The organism is Chryseobacterium defluvii (genome assembly GCF_014204415.1).
In the GTDB taxonomy this organism is placed as follows: domain Bacteria; phylum Bacteroidota; class Bacteroidia; order Flavobacteriales; family Weeksellaceae; genus Chryseobacterium; species Chryseobacterium defluvii_A.
The window spans coordinates 1-20016 of record NZ_JACHLE010000006.1; the positions used below are offsets into that span (position 1 = coordinate 1).

At 34.9% G+C, this 20016-nt stretch carries 13 protein-coding genes; all 13 read left to right on the forward strand.

The features are described from left to right. Positions 1–279, forward strand: a 279-nt coding sequence (locus tag HNP38_RS16035; protein WP_184191362.1) for a T9SS type A sorting domain-containing protein, incomplete at its 5' end; no start/stop codon positions are given. Between the two features lie 4 nt (positions 280–283). Next, complete coding sequence (locus HNP38_RS16040; protein ID WP_184191364.1) at positions 284–3508, forward strand: hypothetical protein; 3225 nt, start codon at positions 284–286, stop codon at positions 3506–3508. Beyond that, positions 3465–7118 carry a DUF6443 domain-containing protein gene (locus HNP38_RS16045; protein ID WP_184191366.1) on the forward strand — a complete coding sequence of 1218 codons (3654 nt, stop codon included), beginning with the start codon at positions 3465–3467 and terminating at the stop codon, positions 7116–7118. Before HNP38_RS16040 ends, HNP38_RS16045 begins: the two co-directional genes overlap by 44 nt. A 4-nt stretch (positions 7119–7122) precedes the next feature. Continuing rightward, the gene (locus tag HNP38_RS16050; protein ID WP_184191368.1) at positions 7123–7530 is read left to right on the forward strand and encodes a hypothetical protein; all 408 of its coding nucleotides are present in this window, start codon (positions 7123–7125) and stop codon (positions 7528–7530) included. 260 nt (positions 7531–7790) lie between these two features. Further along, on the forward strand, positions 7791–8171 hold the full coding sequence (locus tag HNP38_RS16055) for a hypothetical protein (protein WP_184191370.1): 381 nt from the start codon (positions 7791–7793) through the stop codon (positions 8169–8171). Between the two features lie 5 nt (positions 8172–8176). After that, positions 8177–8599, forward strand: coding sequence for a hypothetical protein (locus tag HNP38_RS16060; RefSeq protein WP_184191372.1), 423 nt, complete (start codon positions 8177–8179; stop codon positions 8597–8599). A gap of 107 nt (positions 8600–8706) precedes the next feature. After that, positions 8707–9051 carry a hypothetical protein gene (locus tag HNP38_RS16065; RefSeq protein WP_184191374.1) on the forward strand — a complete coding sequence of 115 codons (345 nt, stop codon included), beginning with the start codon at positions 8707–8709 and terminating at the stop codon, positions 9049–9051. Between the two features lie 322 nt (positions 9052–9373). Continuing rightward, complete coding sequence (locus tag HNP38_RS16070; RefSeq protein WP_184191376.1) at positions 9374–12208, forward strand: alpha-amylase family glycosyl hydrolase; 2835 nt, start codon at positions 9374–9376, stop codon at positions 12206–12208. 161 nt (positions 12209–12369) lie between these two features. Further along, the gene (gene prfA / locus HNP38_RS16075) at positions 12370–13455 is read left to right on the forward strand and encodes a peptide chain release factor 1 (protein ID WP_184191379.1); all 1086 of its coding nucleotides are present in this window, start codon (positions 12370–12372) and stop codon (positions 13453–13455) included. Between the two features lie 47 nt (positions 13456–13502). After that, on the forward strand, positions 13503–14177 hold the full coding sequence (locus HNP38_RS16080; RefSeq protein ID WP_184191381.1) for a hypothetical protein: 675 nt from the start codon (positions 13503–13505) through the stop codon (positions 14175–14177). A 139-nt stretch (positions 14178–14316) separates the two neighbouring features. Continuing rightward, a complete protein-coding gene (locus tag HNP38_RS16085; RefSeq protein ID WP_228461086.1) occupies positions 14317–16380 on the forward strand; it encodes a prolyl oligopeptidase family serine peptidase in 2064 nt (687 codons plus the stop codon). 238 nt (positions 16381–16618) lie between these two features. Next, positions 16619–18739 carry a methylmalonyl-CoA mutase gene (scpA, locus tag HNP38_RS16090; protein WP_184191386.1) on the forward strand — a complete coding sequence of 707 codons (2121 nt, stop codon included), beginning with the start codon at positions 16619–16621 and terminating at the stop codon, positions 18737–18739. A gap of 61 nt (positions 18740–18800) precedes the next feature. Beyond that, a complete protein-coding gene (locus HNP38_RS16095; protein ID WP_184191388.1) occupies positions 18801–19733 on the forward strand; it encodes a M28 family peptidase in 933 nt (310 codons plus the stop codon). The last annotated feature ends 283 nt before the right edge of the window (positions 19734–20016 follow it).

Below are 20016 nucleotides of genomic sequence, written 5' to 3' on the forward strand. Positions count from 1 at the left end.
GTTAAGCTTGGAGACAGTCAGGTAGATCAATTGATTGAGAAACAGGAGATCAGGGTTTATCCCAACCCTGTACAGGATTACACCTACGTAGAAATAGGATATGATTTCAAGGAAGCAGATATTCTTTTGTATGATATGAGTGGTAAGCTTTTGCAGCAGACCAAAACCAAAAACAAGGTGACCAAAATCAATACCCAGCCTTTAATACAGGGAGCCTATCTGGTGAGCATCAAGACCGATACCAACCAATCTGCAAGTGCTAAAATCATTAAGAAATAAAAAAATGATAAAGAATTTACTAAAAAACTTACCCTTAATTCTGGTTTTGCAATCCACAATTATATATTGCCAGATAAAATCAGACACTATACAAAGCCAGATTAATTTAAAACAAAAAGTCATTGATGCTAATTATCAAAAATATAATTCACAAAAAATAAATGATAGCGGCTTACAGTCAAAAACTTCAAATTTAGCTCAAAATCCAATCAACCATAATGATTATTATTATGATGAAATCAATAGTTTGACGTCTTCGGCCGAATCAAATGATATATTCAGAATTGAACAATTCAATAATGATTTATATACAGGAACTCAGGATATTAAGATACCTTTATTTTCAATTCAGGAAGGAGATATTACAATTCCTATTATTTTAACTTATCATACAACAGGTATAAAAGTAGATCAGAAAGCAAGTGAGGTTGGTTTAGGGTGGTCTTTAATAAAAGGACCTCAAATCAATAGAAAAATTAATATTATCAATGACTGGTTTGAAACTAATGGAACTATACCAACATATAATCCACGTCTTCCTGAACCAATAGGATATTTTAGGAAAATTCGTGAAAATTTGCCTATATCATTATATGGAGGGACAGTTCATTTGACAGAATCCTTACCAGATGAGTATTATGTGAGTTTAAAAGGTGGAATGAGGAAGTTTATATTTACTGACGAAAACTCACCTGAAGAATTAACGAAAACGGGCTTAAAAATTCAGGCATTGACATCAAACTTTCCTAATTTTTCAAATTTTCTGCCTAAAGACTTTAATGAGTTCAGAATTATTGATAATGATGGCTTAAAGTATACCTTTATAAATGGAGGCTTTAGAAAAACTTCCAGTGAAACAATGGAGTTGACGACTTCCACTTCAAGTTTCCATGGTCAACCTATCTCTGTGTCTGATTGGAAGGTTTCTAAAATTGAAGATGTATTAAATAATACTGCGATTGATTTTGAATACATTATAAATAACAATAGTGAATCTTATCCTTCGTCCTCTGAAAATTCATATGCAAATTGTAGTCTTTTTACAGGATATTATGGAAATCCTGATGTAACTTGTGAAAAATGTATTATTTTGCCATCTACGGGTGCTGCATCAGCGACATATAAATTTGCGGTTAACTATAACGTGAATATATTGGAGTCAAAAAAATATATTTCTAAAATAATATATAGTAATGGCAGTTTGGTGTTTAATTATGATATTTCAAACCCTGATTATATCTTAAAAAGTATTGAACAGTTTGATAAACAAAATAGATCAATAAAAAAATTTACATTTAATTATTCATATTTTGATTGTGTAAATAACACAAATGACCTGGATGTCTGCCAACAGAGGCTTAAGCTTATATCTCTAGGAGAAAGTAATAAAGGAAAGTATGAGTTTTTTTATAATAATTTGCCTCTGTACAGCTATACAACATCAAGACACGATTTTTTAGGCTATCATACCGACGGACAAATTAATGATAATGGTAAAGGTCTTTACTATTATCCAGGAGAAAAAGAATGGTCAATACTACCCTATGATTTACCTATTCCTCCGATGACTCCGGACGGGCAGTTTGAAAGGCAGAAAATTAAGATTTTCAATAATGATCAATCTTCACCATATGATTTGAAGGTTTTGCCATCATCTAATTATGCTAAAGCAGGAATTTTGGAAAAAATAAAGTTTCCTACTGGAGGAGAACAGAGTTTTCAATATGAGATGAATGATTTTCTTTTATTTGGAAAGTATGAAGTTCAGGGTGCTGGATTGAGAATAAAAGAAACTTATTTAAAAGATCAGAATACTATTGAAAAGAGAATCAGGTATGAGTACAAAGAGTCAAATAATAAATCTTCTGGACTTTTATTAGCACCTCCGTTTATTGGTTATCCCTTAATGACATTTGATATGGGTTCAAATTTTACGGAAATAATGGATGAACAGAATTCGACAATTTCGATGTATTTTTCATTATACAATAAAACCAATTCGAATTCCGATATTATTAATGGTTCTATTGTGGGATACGGAAGAGTTACTAAAAAATATGATGATGGCTCTTATGAAGAATTTGTCTTTAAGAATGATAATCAAAATTATGATTTAGTTTCTCAACATTTTTCATCTGACTCTGTTTTTCCTAATACTCCCAATGATTACATTTATGGGGACTTTAAAGTAAATAATAGCGCAGATTTAATAAAGTATAAAAATTTTGATAGCTACGGAAATGGGAATTTGTTAACAAAAAGTATCTATAATAATACCGGGACCCTTATCAAGAGAATAGCAAACAGCTATAGAAACAATCAATTTACAACCTTAAAGGCTGCATATCCTAGTACTACGGTTTTTGGAAGAATTAATCCAGATGAGGGTAATTTCCAAGGATTACATTCATGGAATTATGGAACATATAGAGTAAAGTATTTATCATATTTCAATGATGTAATCAGTTCTACAAAGACAGATTATTACCCGTCCGGAAACAAATCTGAAACAGCAACCTATATATATATTGATAATTATTCAAACAAACTTAGAAAAGTAGAAAAAAGTGATGGAATAATTACTGAAAAAAAATATCTTTTTGACAGCAACTATCCAATAGGTAGCCCCGAAGCTAATTTACAATATCAGTTTAATGATATTTATGCAACTGAATCTGAAAAAACGACAGTAAATGGAAAGACAATTAACAAACAAGTTGTTAAATACAATAATTTTTTAATAGGTAATAATACTGTCCCTAAGCCCTCTGAATTATATAAAGAAACCCTAAGCGGGGCTGAAGATAATATCTTTAAAATATTATCTTATAACAGTAAAGGCAAAATAATTGAAACTTTAATGAACGGAATTCCTGCTGTAACAGTATGGGGGTACAATGATACCTTACCAATCGTAAAAATTGTTGGAGCTACATATAGTCAGGTATCAGGATATATTTCAGATATAATATATAAATCTAATATGGATATAGATTTAAATTCTGAAAATAATCTTATTAGTGCCTTAGATATTTTTAGAACCAATCCAATTTTTAATAATGTGGAAATTACCACCTATACTTACGATCCATTGATTGGGGTGACAAGTGTCACCTCCCCATCAGGATTAAGAGAAATTTATAAATATAATTCATCTAATAGACTAGAAAAAATAGTAGATAAGGATGGAAATATTATTAAAGAATTTAAATATAACTATAAACAATAAAATAAATATTATGAGAAAAATATTATCAATAGGTTTTATCTGTTTATTTTTTAGTAATCTTTTTTCGCAAACTCTACCCTCTGCTGAAAATTATATTTATAGTAGAGTATATCTGGAACCGGTAACTACGGAAAGTCCTAATGCAAAGCAAATTCAAGGGGTACAATACTTTGATGGATTAGGGAGGAAAAAGCAAGAGGTATCAATAAAATCAACTCCAAATGGAGGGGATTTAGTAATTCCTTCAACTTATGATGCTTTTGGTAGAAATATGAAGAATTTTCTTCCAATACCACAGAACACTCTAAACGGAAATATTCATCAAGTTGGAGAGTCAGATATTAATTCATACTATGTTACATCTAATGCTTATTCAGAAAAAGAATTAGAAAGCTATTCTATTGGAAGAGTAAAACAATCTGCTTTCCCTGGAGAGGATTGGAAAAAAAATTCAGGACATACGGTTAGATATGATTATGATATAAGCAAATCTACAGACAATGTAAAAAAATATACAACTACTACCAATTGGGACGCTGGCAATAAAATATTTGTTTCGTCAATTTCTTATACCGGAAATTATGGGAATAGTGATCTCTATAAATATTCTGTAACCAATGAGGACAATAATACCGAATACATATATAAAGATCAATTAGGACATATTGTTCTTGTAAGAAAGAATGAGGGAACAAAGTATATTGATACCTATTACGTGTATAATGAGTATAATCAATTATCCTATATTATTCCGCCATTAACGGAAATTTCAGGATCTGTTAATCAGACTACTTTAGACAATCTTTGTTATCAATATAAGTATGATGATCAAAATAGGTTGGTTGAAAAGAAACTTCCGGGAAAAGGTTGGGAATATATGTTATATGATAAGCAAGACAGACAGGTAGCTATCCAAGATGCTAATTTAAGAGAAAAAGGACAATGGTTGTACACTAAATACGACAAATTTGGAAGAGTGGCAATTACAGGAATCTCTACAGGGAACACAAGAAATATAGAACAGGGCTTAGTAGACTTACAAGGTTTAAATAATGTGAACAGGATTAATACTGTATATTTTAATAGACAAGGAATAGATGTTTATTATGATAACCCTGAAAACAGCTATCCTAAATCTCCTAATTGGGTTACCTTATTATCATTAAATTACTATGATACATATCCTGAATATAGCTTTAATCCATCTTTTCCAGCATCTATTTTGGGAGCTCCCGTTTTGACTGATAACGCTGCGATTAATGGGGAAAGTACAAAAAGCCTTCCCGTATTGAGTTTGATTAAGAATATAGAAGATGATAACTGGACAAAAAATTATACTTATTATGATAAAAAAGGTAGAATAATAGGGGCTCATTCCATTAATTATTTAGGTGGATATACCAGAATAGAATCCGGGCTGGATTTTGCAGGCACTCCGAAACAGGTAATTACAAGACATAAAAGATTGAATGCCGATACTGAAAGAGTGATCACAGAAACATTTACTTATGATTATCAAAACAGATTACTCGTTCACAAACATAAGGTAGACAATAATACAGAAGAGGTTTTGGCTCAAAATAAATATAATGAGCTTTCTCAATTGGAAACTAAAAAGGTGGGAGGAATTAATACTGCAACCCCACTTCAAACCATAGATTATGCCTACAACATTCGTGGTTGGCTTACTAAAATCAATGATCCTGATAATCTTGGATACGATTTGTTTGGATATGAACTCGAATACAATAACCCTGCTAACGAAAGTGTCGCTCCTAAAAAATACAACGGAAATATTGCGGAGGTAAATTGGAAAACCTCTAATGACGAAGTACTAAGAAGGTATGGATATCAGTATGATCAGCTTAATCGTTTAAAAAAGGCGGTCTTTCAGGAACCAGGTACAGATCTTCCGTTAAATGAATTTTATAATGAAAATTTGACTTATGATGTTAATGGTAATATAACTAAGCTTGAAAGGTATCAAAAGCCGGAAACAGGAACAACACCCCTTTTAATTGATAGGTTAAATTATACATATAATGGCAATAAATTGACAAGGGTTTTTGATTCTAGTGGTAATTATGATGGTTTTAAAGATGATATTGTATCTGGAGGATACGATTCATCGGACGATTATGCATATGATTCTAATGGTAATATGATAAGAGATGATAATAAAAAAATATCATCTATAAAATACAATTATTTGGACCTTCCTACAGAAATAATATTCTCAGATAATAATAAAATATATTATGCCTATAGGGCAGATGGTACCAAAATAAGAAAAACAAAAGTTACTTATTATGCAGGAGCAGGTAGTTCATCTAATGAAGTAATAGAATATTTAGATGGTTTTCAATACCAAGGGGATAGTTATGGAGGTTCTACTCCTTCTCCTAAGCTTTTGTTTTTTCCGACAGCAGAAGGTTACTATAATAATAATATAAATATAATGGTAAACCCTTATGCACCAGCTGTTCCTGCATATATTTATCAGTATAAGGATCAGGTAGGAAATACCAGATTAAATTATTATAAAGATCAGAATACGAATTCTCTTGTTATAGACAATGAAAGCAACTATTATCCTTTTGGTTTAGAACACAAAAAGTATAATACCCAGATTGGAAATTCTAATTATCAATACAAATTTCAGGAGCAGGAGCTGCAGAAAGAAACGGGATGGTACAGCTTCAAGTGGCGGAATTACGACCCCGGTATAGGAAGATTCTTTAACATTGATCCGTTAAGTGAGAAGTATGCTTATCAAAGTCATTACAACTTCTCGGAAAACAGAGTGACGGATGGAAGGGAGTTAGAAGGTTTAGAATATATACCCATGAGTGATGAGCAGATACAGGATATCTTGGAGAGGCACCCTGATGCACATTATGATATTATTGATGAAATTCCAGTATTTACATTAGGGACAGAAGACATAGAAGGAGTTACCATATCAAGGGAAAAATCTGAAAGTGATTTAAGAGTGGATGCGGATGCTGAACCAGGCATTTTTGATTCAGAAGTAGGCGAAGCAGTAAGATTTGGATTAGGGTTTGTTCCGGGAGTTGGAAGCGGACTAGATATATATGAAGGAGCGAGAGACGGAAATTGGGTACAATTCGGTTTAGGAATTGGAGGTTTAGCATTAGATGTTGCTACTTTAGGTGCAGGAAGTATTATTGCAGGAGGAGCTAAAGGTTTAGTGAGAGAGGGAATTGAAAAAGTAGCAAAAGATGTTGCTAAAGAATTAGCGGAAAAAGAAAGTAAAGATTTAGCTTTAGGATTAGGTGATGATTTGTTTAATTTTGCAGAGCATCATGGGTATAATACATATAGGGATTTCTCTTCAGGGTTTAATAAAAATAAAATTTTAGATGCTATGAATGAATATGATAATATACACTTTAATACTACAGGATTTGGTAAAATTAATTTTTCTCGATTCAACCCGAATGGACCACTTTCGTTTAGGAATTATACAAATTGGGAAATGCATACAATCTTTAACAATCCTTCATTATTAAATAAAACGACTTTTTATAATAAAGCGGCTGATGGTAGTTATCAAATTTTAAATAATTATTCTCCTTTTATTAAATAGATTTATGATATTTCATTCGAAAAGAAAATTTAAATTATGGGCATACACAGTAAGCCATAATTCCCTATTATTAAGAAGCTATCTGCAATTTCCTGATGAAGAAGGATACTCAAATGAAACTTCTTATAATATTGATATGGAGTTTTTATTTGTTGAATATATAGAAGTAAAATCAGCATTGGATTCTATCTCAATATCAATTATGGAAAAAGAAGAATTATCCGTCGATTTAAAAGAAAAATTTGACTCATTTAGAGGAAAGATTTTTGAAATATTATCAGGTAAGAAAAAATATTATATAATTGCGGATAGTTTAATTATTGGCAGGAATAAATGGGTTCGAGAGGATAGAGTTTTTAATCATGATTTAAACTTACATCATGACGAGATATTAGTATCTATTCCTCATTAAGATTTGTTCTAATAAAATTTTTAATCACTAAAAATGATTTTTGTGACAAAACCATGCAAGATTTATAAATATTGTTGAATATAAGATTCCAGAAGGACAAGAGCTAAGATTTAGGGGGAGACGGAAATTGGGTACAGTTCGGCTTAGGAATTGGAGGTTTAGCATTAGATGTTGCTACCTTAGGCGCAGGAAGTATTATTGCAGGAGGAGCTAAAGGCTTAGCCAAAGAAGGAATAGAGAAAGCTACGAAAGACGTGGCGATGGGTATTGCTGGAGAATTGGCAGAAAAGGAAGCAAAAAATTATCTTGTTCCGATGGCAGAAGAAACATTAAATCAGGCTGCACGTAATTTACCTGAACGAATTGGTGAATATAGTATTTATGGGACACAAGGGTTAGTTGGTAATACCTACACACGAAATATCTTTTTAATGGAAACCTCTAATAAAAGTCTGTCAGGACTAAGGTCTACAATTAGTACAATGGAAAAACAAGCTGTTAAAAGTGGAGCAAATAAGATTTCTATTTATGGAGCGGCTGTTATAAATGAGGGTTTTTTAAATCCAAATATAGCAAGACGTTTTGGATATTCTTTTGAAAAAATAGGAGAGGGAGCGATATTACAGAAAACACTAAAATAAAAAGTATGATAAGAAAAACAATATTGACATCTATTTTTAAGAGAAAGGGAGGAGAAGGGGCTAATACAAAACTAATTAAAGAACATTTTAATTTATTTAGTAAAATTAATTATAATATATATGAAAATGAAAGCCCAATTTTACTATATTTTGTTTATAATGAGTTATGGATATTATTTACTGATGCAAGGATTGTTATAAATGAAAATAATCAACAAATAAATGTATGTTATGATGAACTTATAGATGTTAAACCTGCTTTGGCTGAGGAAATCAAAATGGGTAATAAGGCTAGTGATTTTACAAAACTTTTACTAAATCTTAATAATAAATCATCAATAGTTATTGATGTGGAAAAAGGTTCTCCATATAAAGGTATTTATCAAATGTTACATTATATATCATCAAGCAATAAACATGAGAAATAAAATAGTATTTAGTAAAAAAATAATTATTTTATGAATAAAGATATTTTTACATCATCTAGATGTTTTTGGGGTAGTATACAACAACAAAACCATATAACAGTTGGCCAATGAAATACAAAGTTATTTTCGCTGATGGTTATGATGATGACATAGAATCTCTCACAAGAGATTTAAGAACGGATGTGCTTATTAGTGATGAACAAGGAAACCTCTATAATCCTTTTTTTATTACAATTGAAAGGGTCAACAATGAATTTGAAAAAAACAAAGTATGCTATTTAGAAGATAATCTGGTTATTCTCCATTCAGTAACCAAAGATAATATATTAAAGGCGATTATAGAATTGTATGAATGGGCGTTCTATAAAAAATGGCTTCCAATTCCTGAAGAAGTATTGCAAAAATATTTTTACCCTAAAGAAAACTGGACAACTTTTGATATTGAGATTTAATCAGAATATGAGTTTCAATATCTTATGTTGTGAAAGAGTGAAAATTAAAACACAAAATAAAGGGGGATTATGAATTTTGCAAAAAATATAGGGATAAAAACACTTGTATAAATATGAGGAAAATCAAATATGTAAAAACTTTTCTTTTTATTTTAGGAGAAAAATAGATGGTTTATGGAAGTAAATTACACTATATAAATCAAAATGATAAAAACTGTTCAGAAATGAGCAATTTTTTATTTTATTGATTTTTTATGTGAAGCTCAAATATTTTCAAAAAATAAACTATTTTCGTATACAATTAATGAAAAAACAAACCTTTATGAAGAAATTTTATCTCAGTGTAATGTTGTTTGTCACTTTTCTGGTTTTCGGACAGATAAGTTATACCATTACACCTAGTCCGTTTAATGAAACGGATCAGATCACATTAAGTATACCGGGAAATCAAATTGATGAAACAGCTTGGGGAGTTGTTAATAATGCGGTCTATATTTGGGCATGGTCATTAGATACAAGTTTTAATAATAGCCAGAATTGTCCAACTAATGGGGCTTGGGATAATTCTGATGATTTAAATAAACTCAATTATAATTCAGGTACGGACACTTACTCTCTTACATTCACTCCAACCACTTTCTTCAGCAGAATAGGGATCGGAAGATTTGGATTTTTGTTAAAGGATAAAACAGGAGGTCATCAGACAGCTGATCATTTTGTAAATGTAGGGGTGCTTAGTTTAACCATGACCAATCCTTTATCAAATAGTATAGCATCCGTTCCGGCAGGAAATTCAATTAATATTGCAGCCACAACCAATGTAAATGCTACATTTCAGTTAAAAGCTAATGGAGTAGTCGTAAATTCTACATCAACACCTTCTACTTCCTATTCTTATAATTATCTTGCGGATGATTCTTTCATGGAATTAATCGCAACAGATGCTTCTACTTCAATTACTAAGAATGCAACCTTTATTACAAATAAAACAAGAAGTGTTGTTTCTGAACCAATTCCAAGCTGGATAAAGCAGGGGATCAACTACCATCCTACTGATAATACAAAGGTGGGATTAGCTTTGTATGCTCCGTATAAAAATTTCGTTCATGTCATCGGAAGCTTCAATAGCTGGACTGTGAATGATGCTTACTTAATGAAGAGAGACGCCACAGCCCCGGATCTATACTGGATCGAATTGAGTGGCCTTACTCCGGCACAATTATATACTTTTCAATACAAAACCAATGATCTGAAAAAAGTGGCAGACCCTTTCTCTCCGGAGATCCTTTCTTCTTATGATGACCAGTGGATCTCTGCAACTACCTATCCGGGGTTACCTGCATTTCCTGCAGGGCAGGGTTTTGAAGTTTCCATGTTTAAAACAGGGCAAACCCCATATAACTGGCAGGTTACCAATTTCCAGAGACCTAATAAAGAAGATTTGGTGATTTATGAACTGCTGCTGAGAGATTTCACCCAGGAGAAAAACTGGCAGTCATTGATCAATAAGATTACTTACCTGAAAAGCTTAAATATCAACGCTATTGAGCTTCTTCCCATCATGGAATTTGAAGGGAATTTATCCTGGGGATATAATACCTCATTCCACTATGCGATAGATAAAGCATACGGAACCCCTGAAAAATTCAAAGAATTTGTGGATCTGTGCCACCAGAATGGTATTGCGGTAATATTGGATATTGCCTTTAATCATGCTACGGGACGTTCACCATTAGTAAGGCTTTGGAATATTGATCCAGATGGTGACGGATATGGAGAAATAGCCGCCAATAACCCATATTTCAATCAAATTCCGAGACATAAATATAATGTATTCCATGATTTTAATCATTCCAGTGTGGCAACCAGATATTATGTTGAAAGATCTTTACAGCAATGGCTTACTGAGTTTAGAATTGATGGTTTCCGTTGGGATTTAACAAAAGGATTTACTCAAAATTGTAGTACTAATGATATTGATGATACATGTACAAATTCATACCAACAGGATAGGGTAGATGTTTTGAAATATTACGCAGACAAGCAATGGGCAATTGATCCTAACTCATATATGATCTTTGAGCATTTGGGAACCGATGCAGAAGAGCAACAGTGGGCAAACTATAGAATTGCAGAAGGAAAAGGAGTAATGCTTTGGAATAAAATGACACATCCATATAACGAAAATACAATGGGTTATAAGGACAGTTTTGACAGAATGGATCATGAGCTGCACGGATTTACCAATATGCATGCCGTTGGTTTTGGAGAAAGCCACGATGAAGAAAGATTAATGTTTAAAAACCTGGCATATGGAGCTGTAGAAGGGGCTTATGACGTTAAAAACTTAAATACGGCATTGGAAAGAATGAAAACTTTCGGAGCAACTTTCTTTACCATTCCGGGACCGAAAATGATCTGGCAGTTCGGAGAACTGGGATATGAGTTCAGCATCAACAGATGTCCGGACGGATCTATCAACAGCGGATGCAGAACAGATGAGAAACCTATAGCTTTCACTTTGGGGTATGATACCAATGCCAGCAGAAAAGCAGTGTATGATACCTGGGCTAAAATTTTAAGCATCAGAAATGCCAACCCGGTATTTAAGTCAAAAACATACAGTATAGAATCCAATAACCTGACCAATGACCCGAATGGGCTCATCACAAGGATATATGTATATGACCCTTCGGCTACGGGGATAAAAAATATTGTAGTTTTGGCTAACTATACTACCGCTCCTAAAGATGTGGTACCTTATTTCCCCTATACAGGCCAGTGGCAGAATCTGATGGATAATACCATTTCCAATGTGACATCTACCACAGCTCCTATCAACCTTCAGCCGGGAGAATTCAGGATATTCGGTAACTATTCCGGTACTCTGTCTGTAATGGATGAAAATGCAAAAAATAAATTATCTCTTCAGATAGCCGATAACCCTGTGAAGAACGGATTGGCAAAATTAATTTATTACAAAGCTAAAAACGGAGAAATTATGATCTATGATATGACAGGTAAAAAAATGGATTCCTTTAAACTGAAAAGCGAAGACGGAACTTACGAGCTGAAAGCCAATTATCCGGCAGGAACCTATCTGGTTCACTTAAGATCGGATAACGGGATTGCCATTCAGAAAATGCAGATCAAATAAATAAAACCGATTTTTAAGAATAAGAAAGAGAGATAATTGTAAAATTGTCTCTCTTTTGTTTGATAATCACGATTCATACAAAAGACTTTCAGGATCAGGTCGCTATAGAGTTTTCAAATTGAATTTATAATCCCTATCTTTGCACCCACAAAATTTCTACAATGTCTAAGTCATTAATTCCAAAACTGGAAGCTATAAAACAACGATATAATGAGGTGGCGGACCTTATTATACAGCCGGATGTCATTTCAGATCAGAAAAAATACTCTTCTTTGAATAAAGAATACAGTGACTTGGGAAAAATTGTTAAAGTATATGATCAGTACAAAGGAGCTTTGGATACCATTGAAGAATCAGATGAAATCATTGCCGATGGTTCGGACAGGGATCTGGTAGATCTGGCAAAAATGGAAAAGTTGGACGCCCAGGAAAAAATTCCGGGATTGGAAGAAGAATTAAAAGTACTGTTGATCCCGAAAGATCCTGCAGATGACAAGAATGTGATCGTAGAATTACGTGCCGGAACAGGAGGTGATGAATCTGCTATCTTTGTAGAAGACATTTACAGGATGTACTCCATGTACTTCAAAACAAAAGGATGGAGACATGAAGTAACGGACTCCAATGAAGCTGCAAAAGGATATAAGGAATTGATCATGAAAGTAGAAGGAGAAGGCGTTTACGGGATCATGAAGTTCGAATCAGGAGTTCACCGCGTACAGCGTGTTCCTGAAACCGAATCTCAGGGAAGAGTCCACACGTCAGCAATCACCATTGCAGTTTTACCGGAAGCCGAAGAAGTGGATGTGGAGATCAACCCGGCAGATATCGAGATGCAGACCTCACGTTCAGGGGGAGCCGGAGGACAGAACGTTAACAAAGTTGAAACAAAAGTTCAGTTAACGCACAAGCCTTCAGGTTTGGTGGTCGTTTGTCAGCAAGCCCGTTCCCAGTTAGCCAACCGTGAACTGGCCATGGAAATGCTTCGTGCCAAATTATATGATATTAAATTACAGGAAGTTCAGGGAGATATTGCAGCACAAAGGAAGACGATGGTTTCTACCGGAGACCGTTCCGCAAAGATCAAGACATACAACTATCCGCAGGGAAGAGTTACAGATCACAGGATCAACAAATCCATGTATAATCTTGATGCCTATATGAATGGAGATATCTCTGAGATGATCGATGCCGTGATCATGGCAGAAAATGCAGAAAAAATGAAAGGGGAAGAAGAAAACTATTAAATCTCTGTTATTCAGGGACTTTTTATATGGAATTAAACATTAAAACTATGAAAAATTTTAAAACCACAATATTTGTTTTTCTCTTGTTATTCATTCAAAATCTTAATGCACAAACAGAAGTAAAGGGGCCTAAAGAGTTTTTTACAATCCTTTTTGATACTTTTGTTAAAAATGATCCGATTAGTTTAAAGAATCTAAATGATTATAGTGGCCAGTTTATGGATGAAGAGAATATATATGTGGTAGATAATGAAAGCAAAGACGATTATCTTAAAGGATTTTTAGATGCATTCCCTGAAAATACGGTTACTGAATGTAAAAAAGAAGCCGAGGAATTTTTTAATGCAATAAATGAGAATTTTAAAAATGGAAAGCTGAATATTAAAAGTATCAAGCATGTGAAGAACGAACGCGCAGATATGACAACGGTGGAAATTATTTATTCTGTAAAATTTAAAGTACCCTCTAGACTGTCTGATTTTGAGTTTGAAGATCCTGAAAGTATAAAGCCGGACAGATTGAAAAACTTCTTGATTCAGGCAATAAAAGAATTAAAAAATGCAGATAAAATTGTCACGACGGAAGATGAAGAAACTATTTTATATCAAAGAGAAAAAGAAGGAAAAACTTTCTATTTTAGTTTGAGTGGGGACAGAATTGTTTCCGAATTACAGCGTTTTTATTTTTACAGTTTAGGAAAGGAATCCTTCATATATCAATAAGATAATACGACTAAAATAATTTAGAAGTTGTTGGATTTGTAACTTTTTTATTGGTATACATTGCGTATTTTTGGCGAAATCATTAATTAATATGAATATTAAACCTATCTTATTAACGGCTGGAGTTTTATTTTCAGCAATGTTTTATTCCCAAAAAATGAATTATCCTAAAGCATTAAAAGGAAATCAGACAGATACTTATTTCGGGACTGCCGTTGCAGATCCTTTCAGGGACCTGGAGAATGACTCCGAACCCACTAAAAAATGGGTAGATGAAGAAGTGGCCTATAGCCAGAACTACCTTTCAAAGATCCCTTTCAGAGAACAGATTAAAAGCCAGTTGAAAGACATCTGGAATTTTGAGAGAATTTCAGCACCTTTCAAAGAAGGAGATTACACCTATTATTATAAAAATGACGGGTTACAGGCCCAGTCTGTTTTATACAGGACTAATAACAAGACCAAAGTAACAGAAGTGTTTTTAGATCCGAATAAATTTTCAGAAAAAGGAACGACATCCCTTTCCAATCTGTCATTTAACAAAAAAGGTAATCTGGCAGCCTATTCCATTTCTGAAGGCGGAAGCGACTGGAATAAGATCATTATCCTTGATGCCATCACCAAAAAACAGATCGACGAGACCTTGCTGGATGTAAAATTCAGCGGAATTTCCTGGCAGGGAGATGAAGGTTTCTATTATTCAAGCTACGATAAGCCAAAAGAAGGAACCGTACTTTCCGGAATGACAGATAAACATAAAGTGTATTTCCACAAATTAGGAACAAAACAGTCAGAAGATCAATTGATTTTCGGAGGAGAAAAAACACCACGCCGGTATATCGGGGCAGGAGTTTCAGAAGATCAGAGATATCTGATCGTTTCTACAGCCAATGCGACCAACGGAAATGAATTATACATCAAAGATTTAAAGAACGGGGGAGATTTTGTGCAGATCAACAAAGGATTTGACATCAACGTAAGCATTGTCGATACACAGGGAGACGATCTTTTCATTTTCACAGACAAAGACGCTCCCAATATGCGTTTGGTAAAGACAAGCATTAAAAATCCTGCTCCCGAAACCTGGAAAGACGTCATCCCGCAAACAGAAAACGTATTAGGGGTTTCTTCTGGCGGAGGTTATTTCTTTGCAACCTATATGATTGATGCTATTGATCAGGTAAAACAATATGATAAAACCGGAAAATTAATAAGAGAGATTGCCCTTCCCGGAAAAGGAAATGTTTCAGGTTTCGGCGGGAAAGAAGAAGAAAAAGAACTCTACTTTTCGTTCAGCAACTATATTACACCGGGAACTACCTTCAAATTCAATGCAGATTCCGGGAAATCTGAAATCTATCAGAAACCTAAAGTGAAATTCAATCCGGACAATTATGTTTCTGAACAGGTATTCTATACCTCCAAAGACGGAACAAAAGTTCCTATGATGATCAGCTATAAAAAAGGAATAAAGCTTGATGGTAAAAACCCTACCATCCTGTACTCTTACGGAGGATTCAATATAAGCTTACAGCCGGCTTTCTCAGTAGTCAATGCCATTTGGATGGAAAACGGCGGGATCTATGCCGTTCCGAACATCCGTGGAGGAGGAGAATATGGGAAAAAATGGCATGATGCAGGAACGAAAATGCAGAAAAAAAATGTTTTTGAAGACTTCATTGCTGCCGGAGAATACCTCCAAAGCAAAGGATATACCTCTAAGGATTACATGGCACTTTCAGGAAGATCAAACGGAGGATTGCTGGTAGGAGCGACTATGACCATACGTCCTGATCTGGCCAGAGTGGCCTTCCCCGGAGTTGGAGTGCTGGATATGCTGAGATACAATAAATTCACGGCCGGAGCCGGTTGGGCATACGATTACGGAACAGCAGAAGACAGCAAAGAAATGTTCGAATATTTAAAATCATACTCCCCGGTGCATAATGTGAAAGCAGGAGTATGCTATCCTTCAACAATGATCATCACCAGCGATCATGATGACAGGGTAGTTCCGGCCCATTCTTTTAAATTTGGAGCTGAGCTTCAGGAAAAGCAAACATGTGGCAACCCGGTTTTATTGAGAATAGAAAAAAATGCAGGACACGGAGCAGGAAGATCAACAGAACAGGTGATCAGTGAGAATGCTGACCTTCTTTCCTTTGCCTTATATGAAATGGGAATCAAAAAATTAGGAAAATAATTGAGCTGAATCGCAAAAAAGCGAAAAGATAAATTTTATAACTCGACGATAATAAAGGCGATTTTGCAGTGTTGCAGCTTCGCCTTTTTGCTTTAAAAACAGACACTCGAAAAATATTTTTTAACTCAATGATAAGGGCGATTTTACAGTTTTACAATTTCGCCTTTTTACCTTAAAAACAAACACAAATTATTATCCCAAAAATCCGTAATTTTAACGGTCTAATAAATCCGAAAGAATGAGAAGGGAAATTCAAAACAAAACTCCTCAATTTACCATCACCGGTCGCAACACAGAAATTTATCCGTTCGAAAAAGACGGCTTACAATTAAAGTCATCCTACAATGCAGAAGATGTTCAGAACGAATCCTTAACGCAGACCTCTCCGGGGATTGCTCCTTACTTAAGAGGACCATATTCTACCATGTACGTTCAGAAACCCTGGACGATCCGTCAGTACGCAGGATTTTCTACTGCCGAAGAGTCCAATGCTTTTTACAGAAGGAATTTGGCAGCCGGGCAAAAAGGACTTTCCGTAGCTTTCGATTTAGCAACGCACAGAGGGTATGATTCGGATCATGCAAGAGTAGTGGGAGATGTCGGTAAAGCAGGAGTTGCCATTGACTCCGTTGAGGATATGAAGATTTTGTTCAATGAGATCCCGCTGGATCAGATCTCTGTTTCTATGACGATGAATGGGGCGGTTCTTCCCATCCTTTCTTTTTATATTGTGGCGGCGGAAGAGCAGGGCGTGAAGCAGGAACAGCTTTCCGGAACCATCCAGAACGATATCCTGAAAGAATTCATGGTGAGAAACACCTATATCTATCCACCGGCTCCTTCCATGAAGATCATTGCAGATATCTTTGAATATACCTCCCGGAATATCCCTAAATTTAATTCCATCTCCATTTCAGGATACCATATGCAGGAAGCCGGAGCCACGCCGGTTCTGGAAATGGCATATACATTGGCAGATGGTTTGGAATATGTAAGAACTGGGATAAAAGCAGGAATGAATGTTGATGATTTTGCTCCAAGGCTTTCATTCTTCTGGGCAATTGGGATGAATCATTTCATGGAAATTGCCAAAATGAGAGCTGCAAGATATATCTGGGCTACCCTTTTAAAACAATTCAATCCTCAAAATCCTAAATCTCTGGCATTAAGGACACATTCCCAGACCTCAGGATGGTCTTTAACAGAGCAGGAACCCTTCAATAATATCACAAGAACAGCCATTGAGGCATTGTCTTCCGCTTTGGGGGGAACACAATCCTTACATACCAATGCGTTGGATGAAGCCATTGCTCTTCCAACAGATTATTCCGCGAAAATTGCAAGAAATACACAGATCATTTTACAGCAGGAGAGCGGAATTTGTGATGTGGTAGACCCGATGGGTGGGAGCCATTTAATTGAAAGCCTTACCCAGCAGATGATCGAAGAAGCCATGAAATACATCGATGAGGTAGAGCAGGAAGGAGGAATGACCAAAGCGATCGAAGCCGGAATTCCTAAAATGAGGATCGAAGAAGCTGCTGCCAGAAAACAGGCAAAAATAGACAGTGGAGAAGAATTCATTATTGGAGTGAATTCATTCAGGTCTGCCTTAAAACAGGATGAAATAGAAATTCTGGACATCGATAATACCGAAGTTCGTAGAAAGCAGATCGAAAGATTAAATACCATAAAAGCAGAAAGAAATGCCGAAGCAGTCGGGCAGATCCTAAACGAGATCCGTGAAAGTGCAAAAACAGGAAAAGGAAACCTTTTGGCATTATGCATAGAAGCTGCCCGCAGAAGAGTGACCTTAGGAGAAATGAGCGATGCGATGGAAGAAAGCTTCGGAAGATACAAAGCCAACATTAGAACAATTTCAGGAGTATATGCTATGAATGCCGGTAAAAACGAATATTTTGAAAAAGCACTTCATCTGACCCAAAAATTTGAAGAAGAAGAAGGGCGCCGCCCGAGGCTTATGGTTGCCAAAATGGGACAGGACGGGCATGACAGAGGTGCAAAAGTAGTGGCAACAGCATTTGCCGATATGGGATTTGATGTTGATGTAGCCCCATTATTTCAGACTCCGGAAGAAGTGGCAAAACAGGCTGTGGAAAACGATATTCACATTCTGGGAGTATCCTCTCTGGCAGCAGGGCACAAGACTTTGGTTCCGCAGGTGGTGGAAGAGCTTAAAAAACTGGGTGCGGAAGATATTACGATCGTCGTTGGAGGAGTAATTCCCCAACAGGATTACGAATTCCTGTATGCTAATGGAGCAGATTTTATTTTTGGCCCCGGAACAAATCTTCCAAAATGTGCAGTAGATATTTTAGAAAAATTCTTAAAAAAATAAATTATCTCTGATGAACCTCAAAAGCATATTTAAATCCTCGAAGAGAAAGATTATTCTTTTTATGGGTTTATTTTTTGCATTTTTTATCGTATCAGGCTTCTTTAAAAATGAAAAGGCCATTGCAAAATCCAATATTTCAGCGGATACTGTTCTGATGAAAAAACATTTGCAGTCAATAGTTGAAACCCCTCAGTTTAGAAACCACAAAAATATAGATCAGCTTAATGCCGTTGCAGAATATATCAGACATGATTTTAATAAATACGGTGATAGTACCGGCTTCCAGGAATATAAAGTCAATGGCCAGACTTATAAAAATGTGATCAGTTCTTTCGGAACAGAACATACAAAAAGAATAATTATCGGAGCTCATTACGATGTCTGCGGAGATCAGAAAGGAGCTGATGATAATGCAACAGGAGTTACAGCACTTTTGGAACTGGCCAGAATGCTCAAAGGCCAGAAACTGAATTACAGAATAGACCTGGTAGCTTATACCTTGGAAGAACCACCCTATTTCAGGACAGAGAATATGGGAAGTTATGTTCATGCCAGGTATTTAAAAGACAACAATATCGCTGTATATGGAATGGCAAGTGTGGAAATGATAGGATATTTCAGTGAAGAAAAAGGCTCTCAGGAATTTCCCGTAGGAATATTGTCCTGGATCTATGGTAACAAGGGCGATTTCATAACTCTCGTTAAAAGATTCAGTGGCGCAGGTCCGTTTGTAAAAAACTTTATAAGTAATTTCAAAAGCTCACAGCAAATAAAAACCGAAACTTTTCCGGCCCCAAAATTTGTAACAGGGGTAGACTTTTCAGACCATCTTAATTATTGGAAATTCGGTTATTCCGCTTTAATGATTACAGATACATCATTCTTCAGGAACAAAAACTATCATGAGACTACAGATACTTTAGATACATTGGATCTTCCACGAATGGCAAAGGTGATCGACGGTATTTTTCTGAGCCTGATCCATTTGAAATAGAAAAAATATTTTGCAGATTAAAAAAATAATTTATATTTGCACCTGAAAATAAAGTTTAACCATTTAAAAACAACGAAGCAAATGTTCAAATTTAATCAAGACTCTCCGGCTGGATTACCGCTTATGGTGGTAAGGCTTCGTGGTTTGGTACATTCTTAGAATAATAGTATAATGAAATATCAAAACCCGAAGTCGCACAGATTTCGGGTTTTTTATTGCGCAATATTTCAAACTTGGTTTCCCCGAAATCTTTTTTTAATCATGCCATTCTGAACACAGACTG

What these genes read in the sequence shown, in the direction of transcription:
- HNP38_RS16085 (WP_228461086.1), top strand. Translation starts at nt 14,317, where the DNA reads ATGTTTTATTCCCAAAAAATGAATTATCCTAAAGCATTAAAAGGAAAT.
- HNP38_RS16065 (WP_184191374.1), top strand. Translation starts at nt 8,707, where the DNA reads ATGAAATACAAAGTTATTTTCGCTGATGGTTATGATGATGACATAGAA.
- HNP38_RS16070 (WP_184191376.1), top strand. Translation starts at nt 9,374, where the DNA reads ATGAAGAAATTTTATCTCAGTGTAATGTTGTTTGTCACTTTTCTGGTT.
- HNP38_RS16050 (WP_184191368.1), top strand. Translation starts at nt 7,123, where the DNA reads ATGATATTTCATTCGAAAAGAAAATTTAAATTATGGGCATACACAGTA.
- HNP38_RS16045 (WP_184191366.1), top strand. Translation starts at nt 3,465, where the DNA reads ATGGAAATATTATTAAAGAATTTAAATATAACTATAAACAATAAAATA.
- HNP38_RS16040 (WP_184191364.1), top strand. Translation starts at nt 284, where the DNA reads ATGATAAAGAATTTACTAAAAAACTTACCCTTAATTCTGGTTTTGCAA.
- HNP38_RS16060 (WP_184191372.1), top strand. Translation starts at nt 8,177, where the DNA reads ATGATAAGAAAAACAATATTGACATCTATTTTTAAGAGAAAGGGAGGA.
- prfA (WP_184191379.1), top strand. Translation starts at nt 12,370, where the DNA reads ATGTCTAAGTCATTAATTCCAAAACTGGAAGCTATAAAACAACGATAT.
- scpA (WP_184191386.1), top strand. Translation starts at nt 16,619, where the DNA reads ATGAGAAGGGAAATTCAAAACAAAACTCCTCAATTTACCATCACCGGT.
- HNP38_RS16095 (WP_184191388.1), top strand. Translation starts at nt 18,801, where the DNA reads ATGGGTTTATTTTTTGCATTTTTTATCGTATCAGGCTTCTTTAAAAAT.
- HNP38_RS16080 (WP_184191381.1), top strand. Translation starts at nt 13,503, where the DNA reads ATGAAAAATTTTAAAACCACAATATTTGTTTTTCTCTTGTTATTCATT.
- HNP38_RS16055 (WP_184191370.1), top strand. Translation starts at nt 7,791, where the DNA reads ATGGGTATTGCTGGAGAATTGGCAGAAAAGGAAGCAAAAAATTATCTT.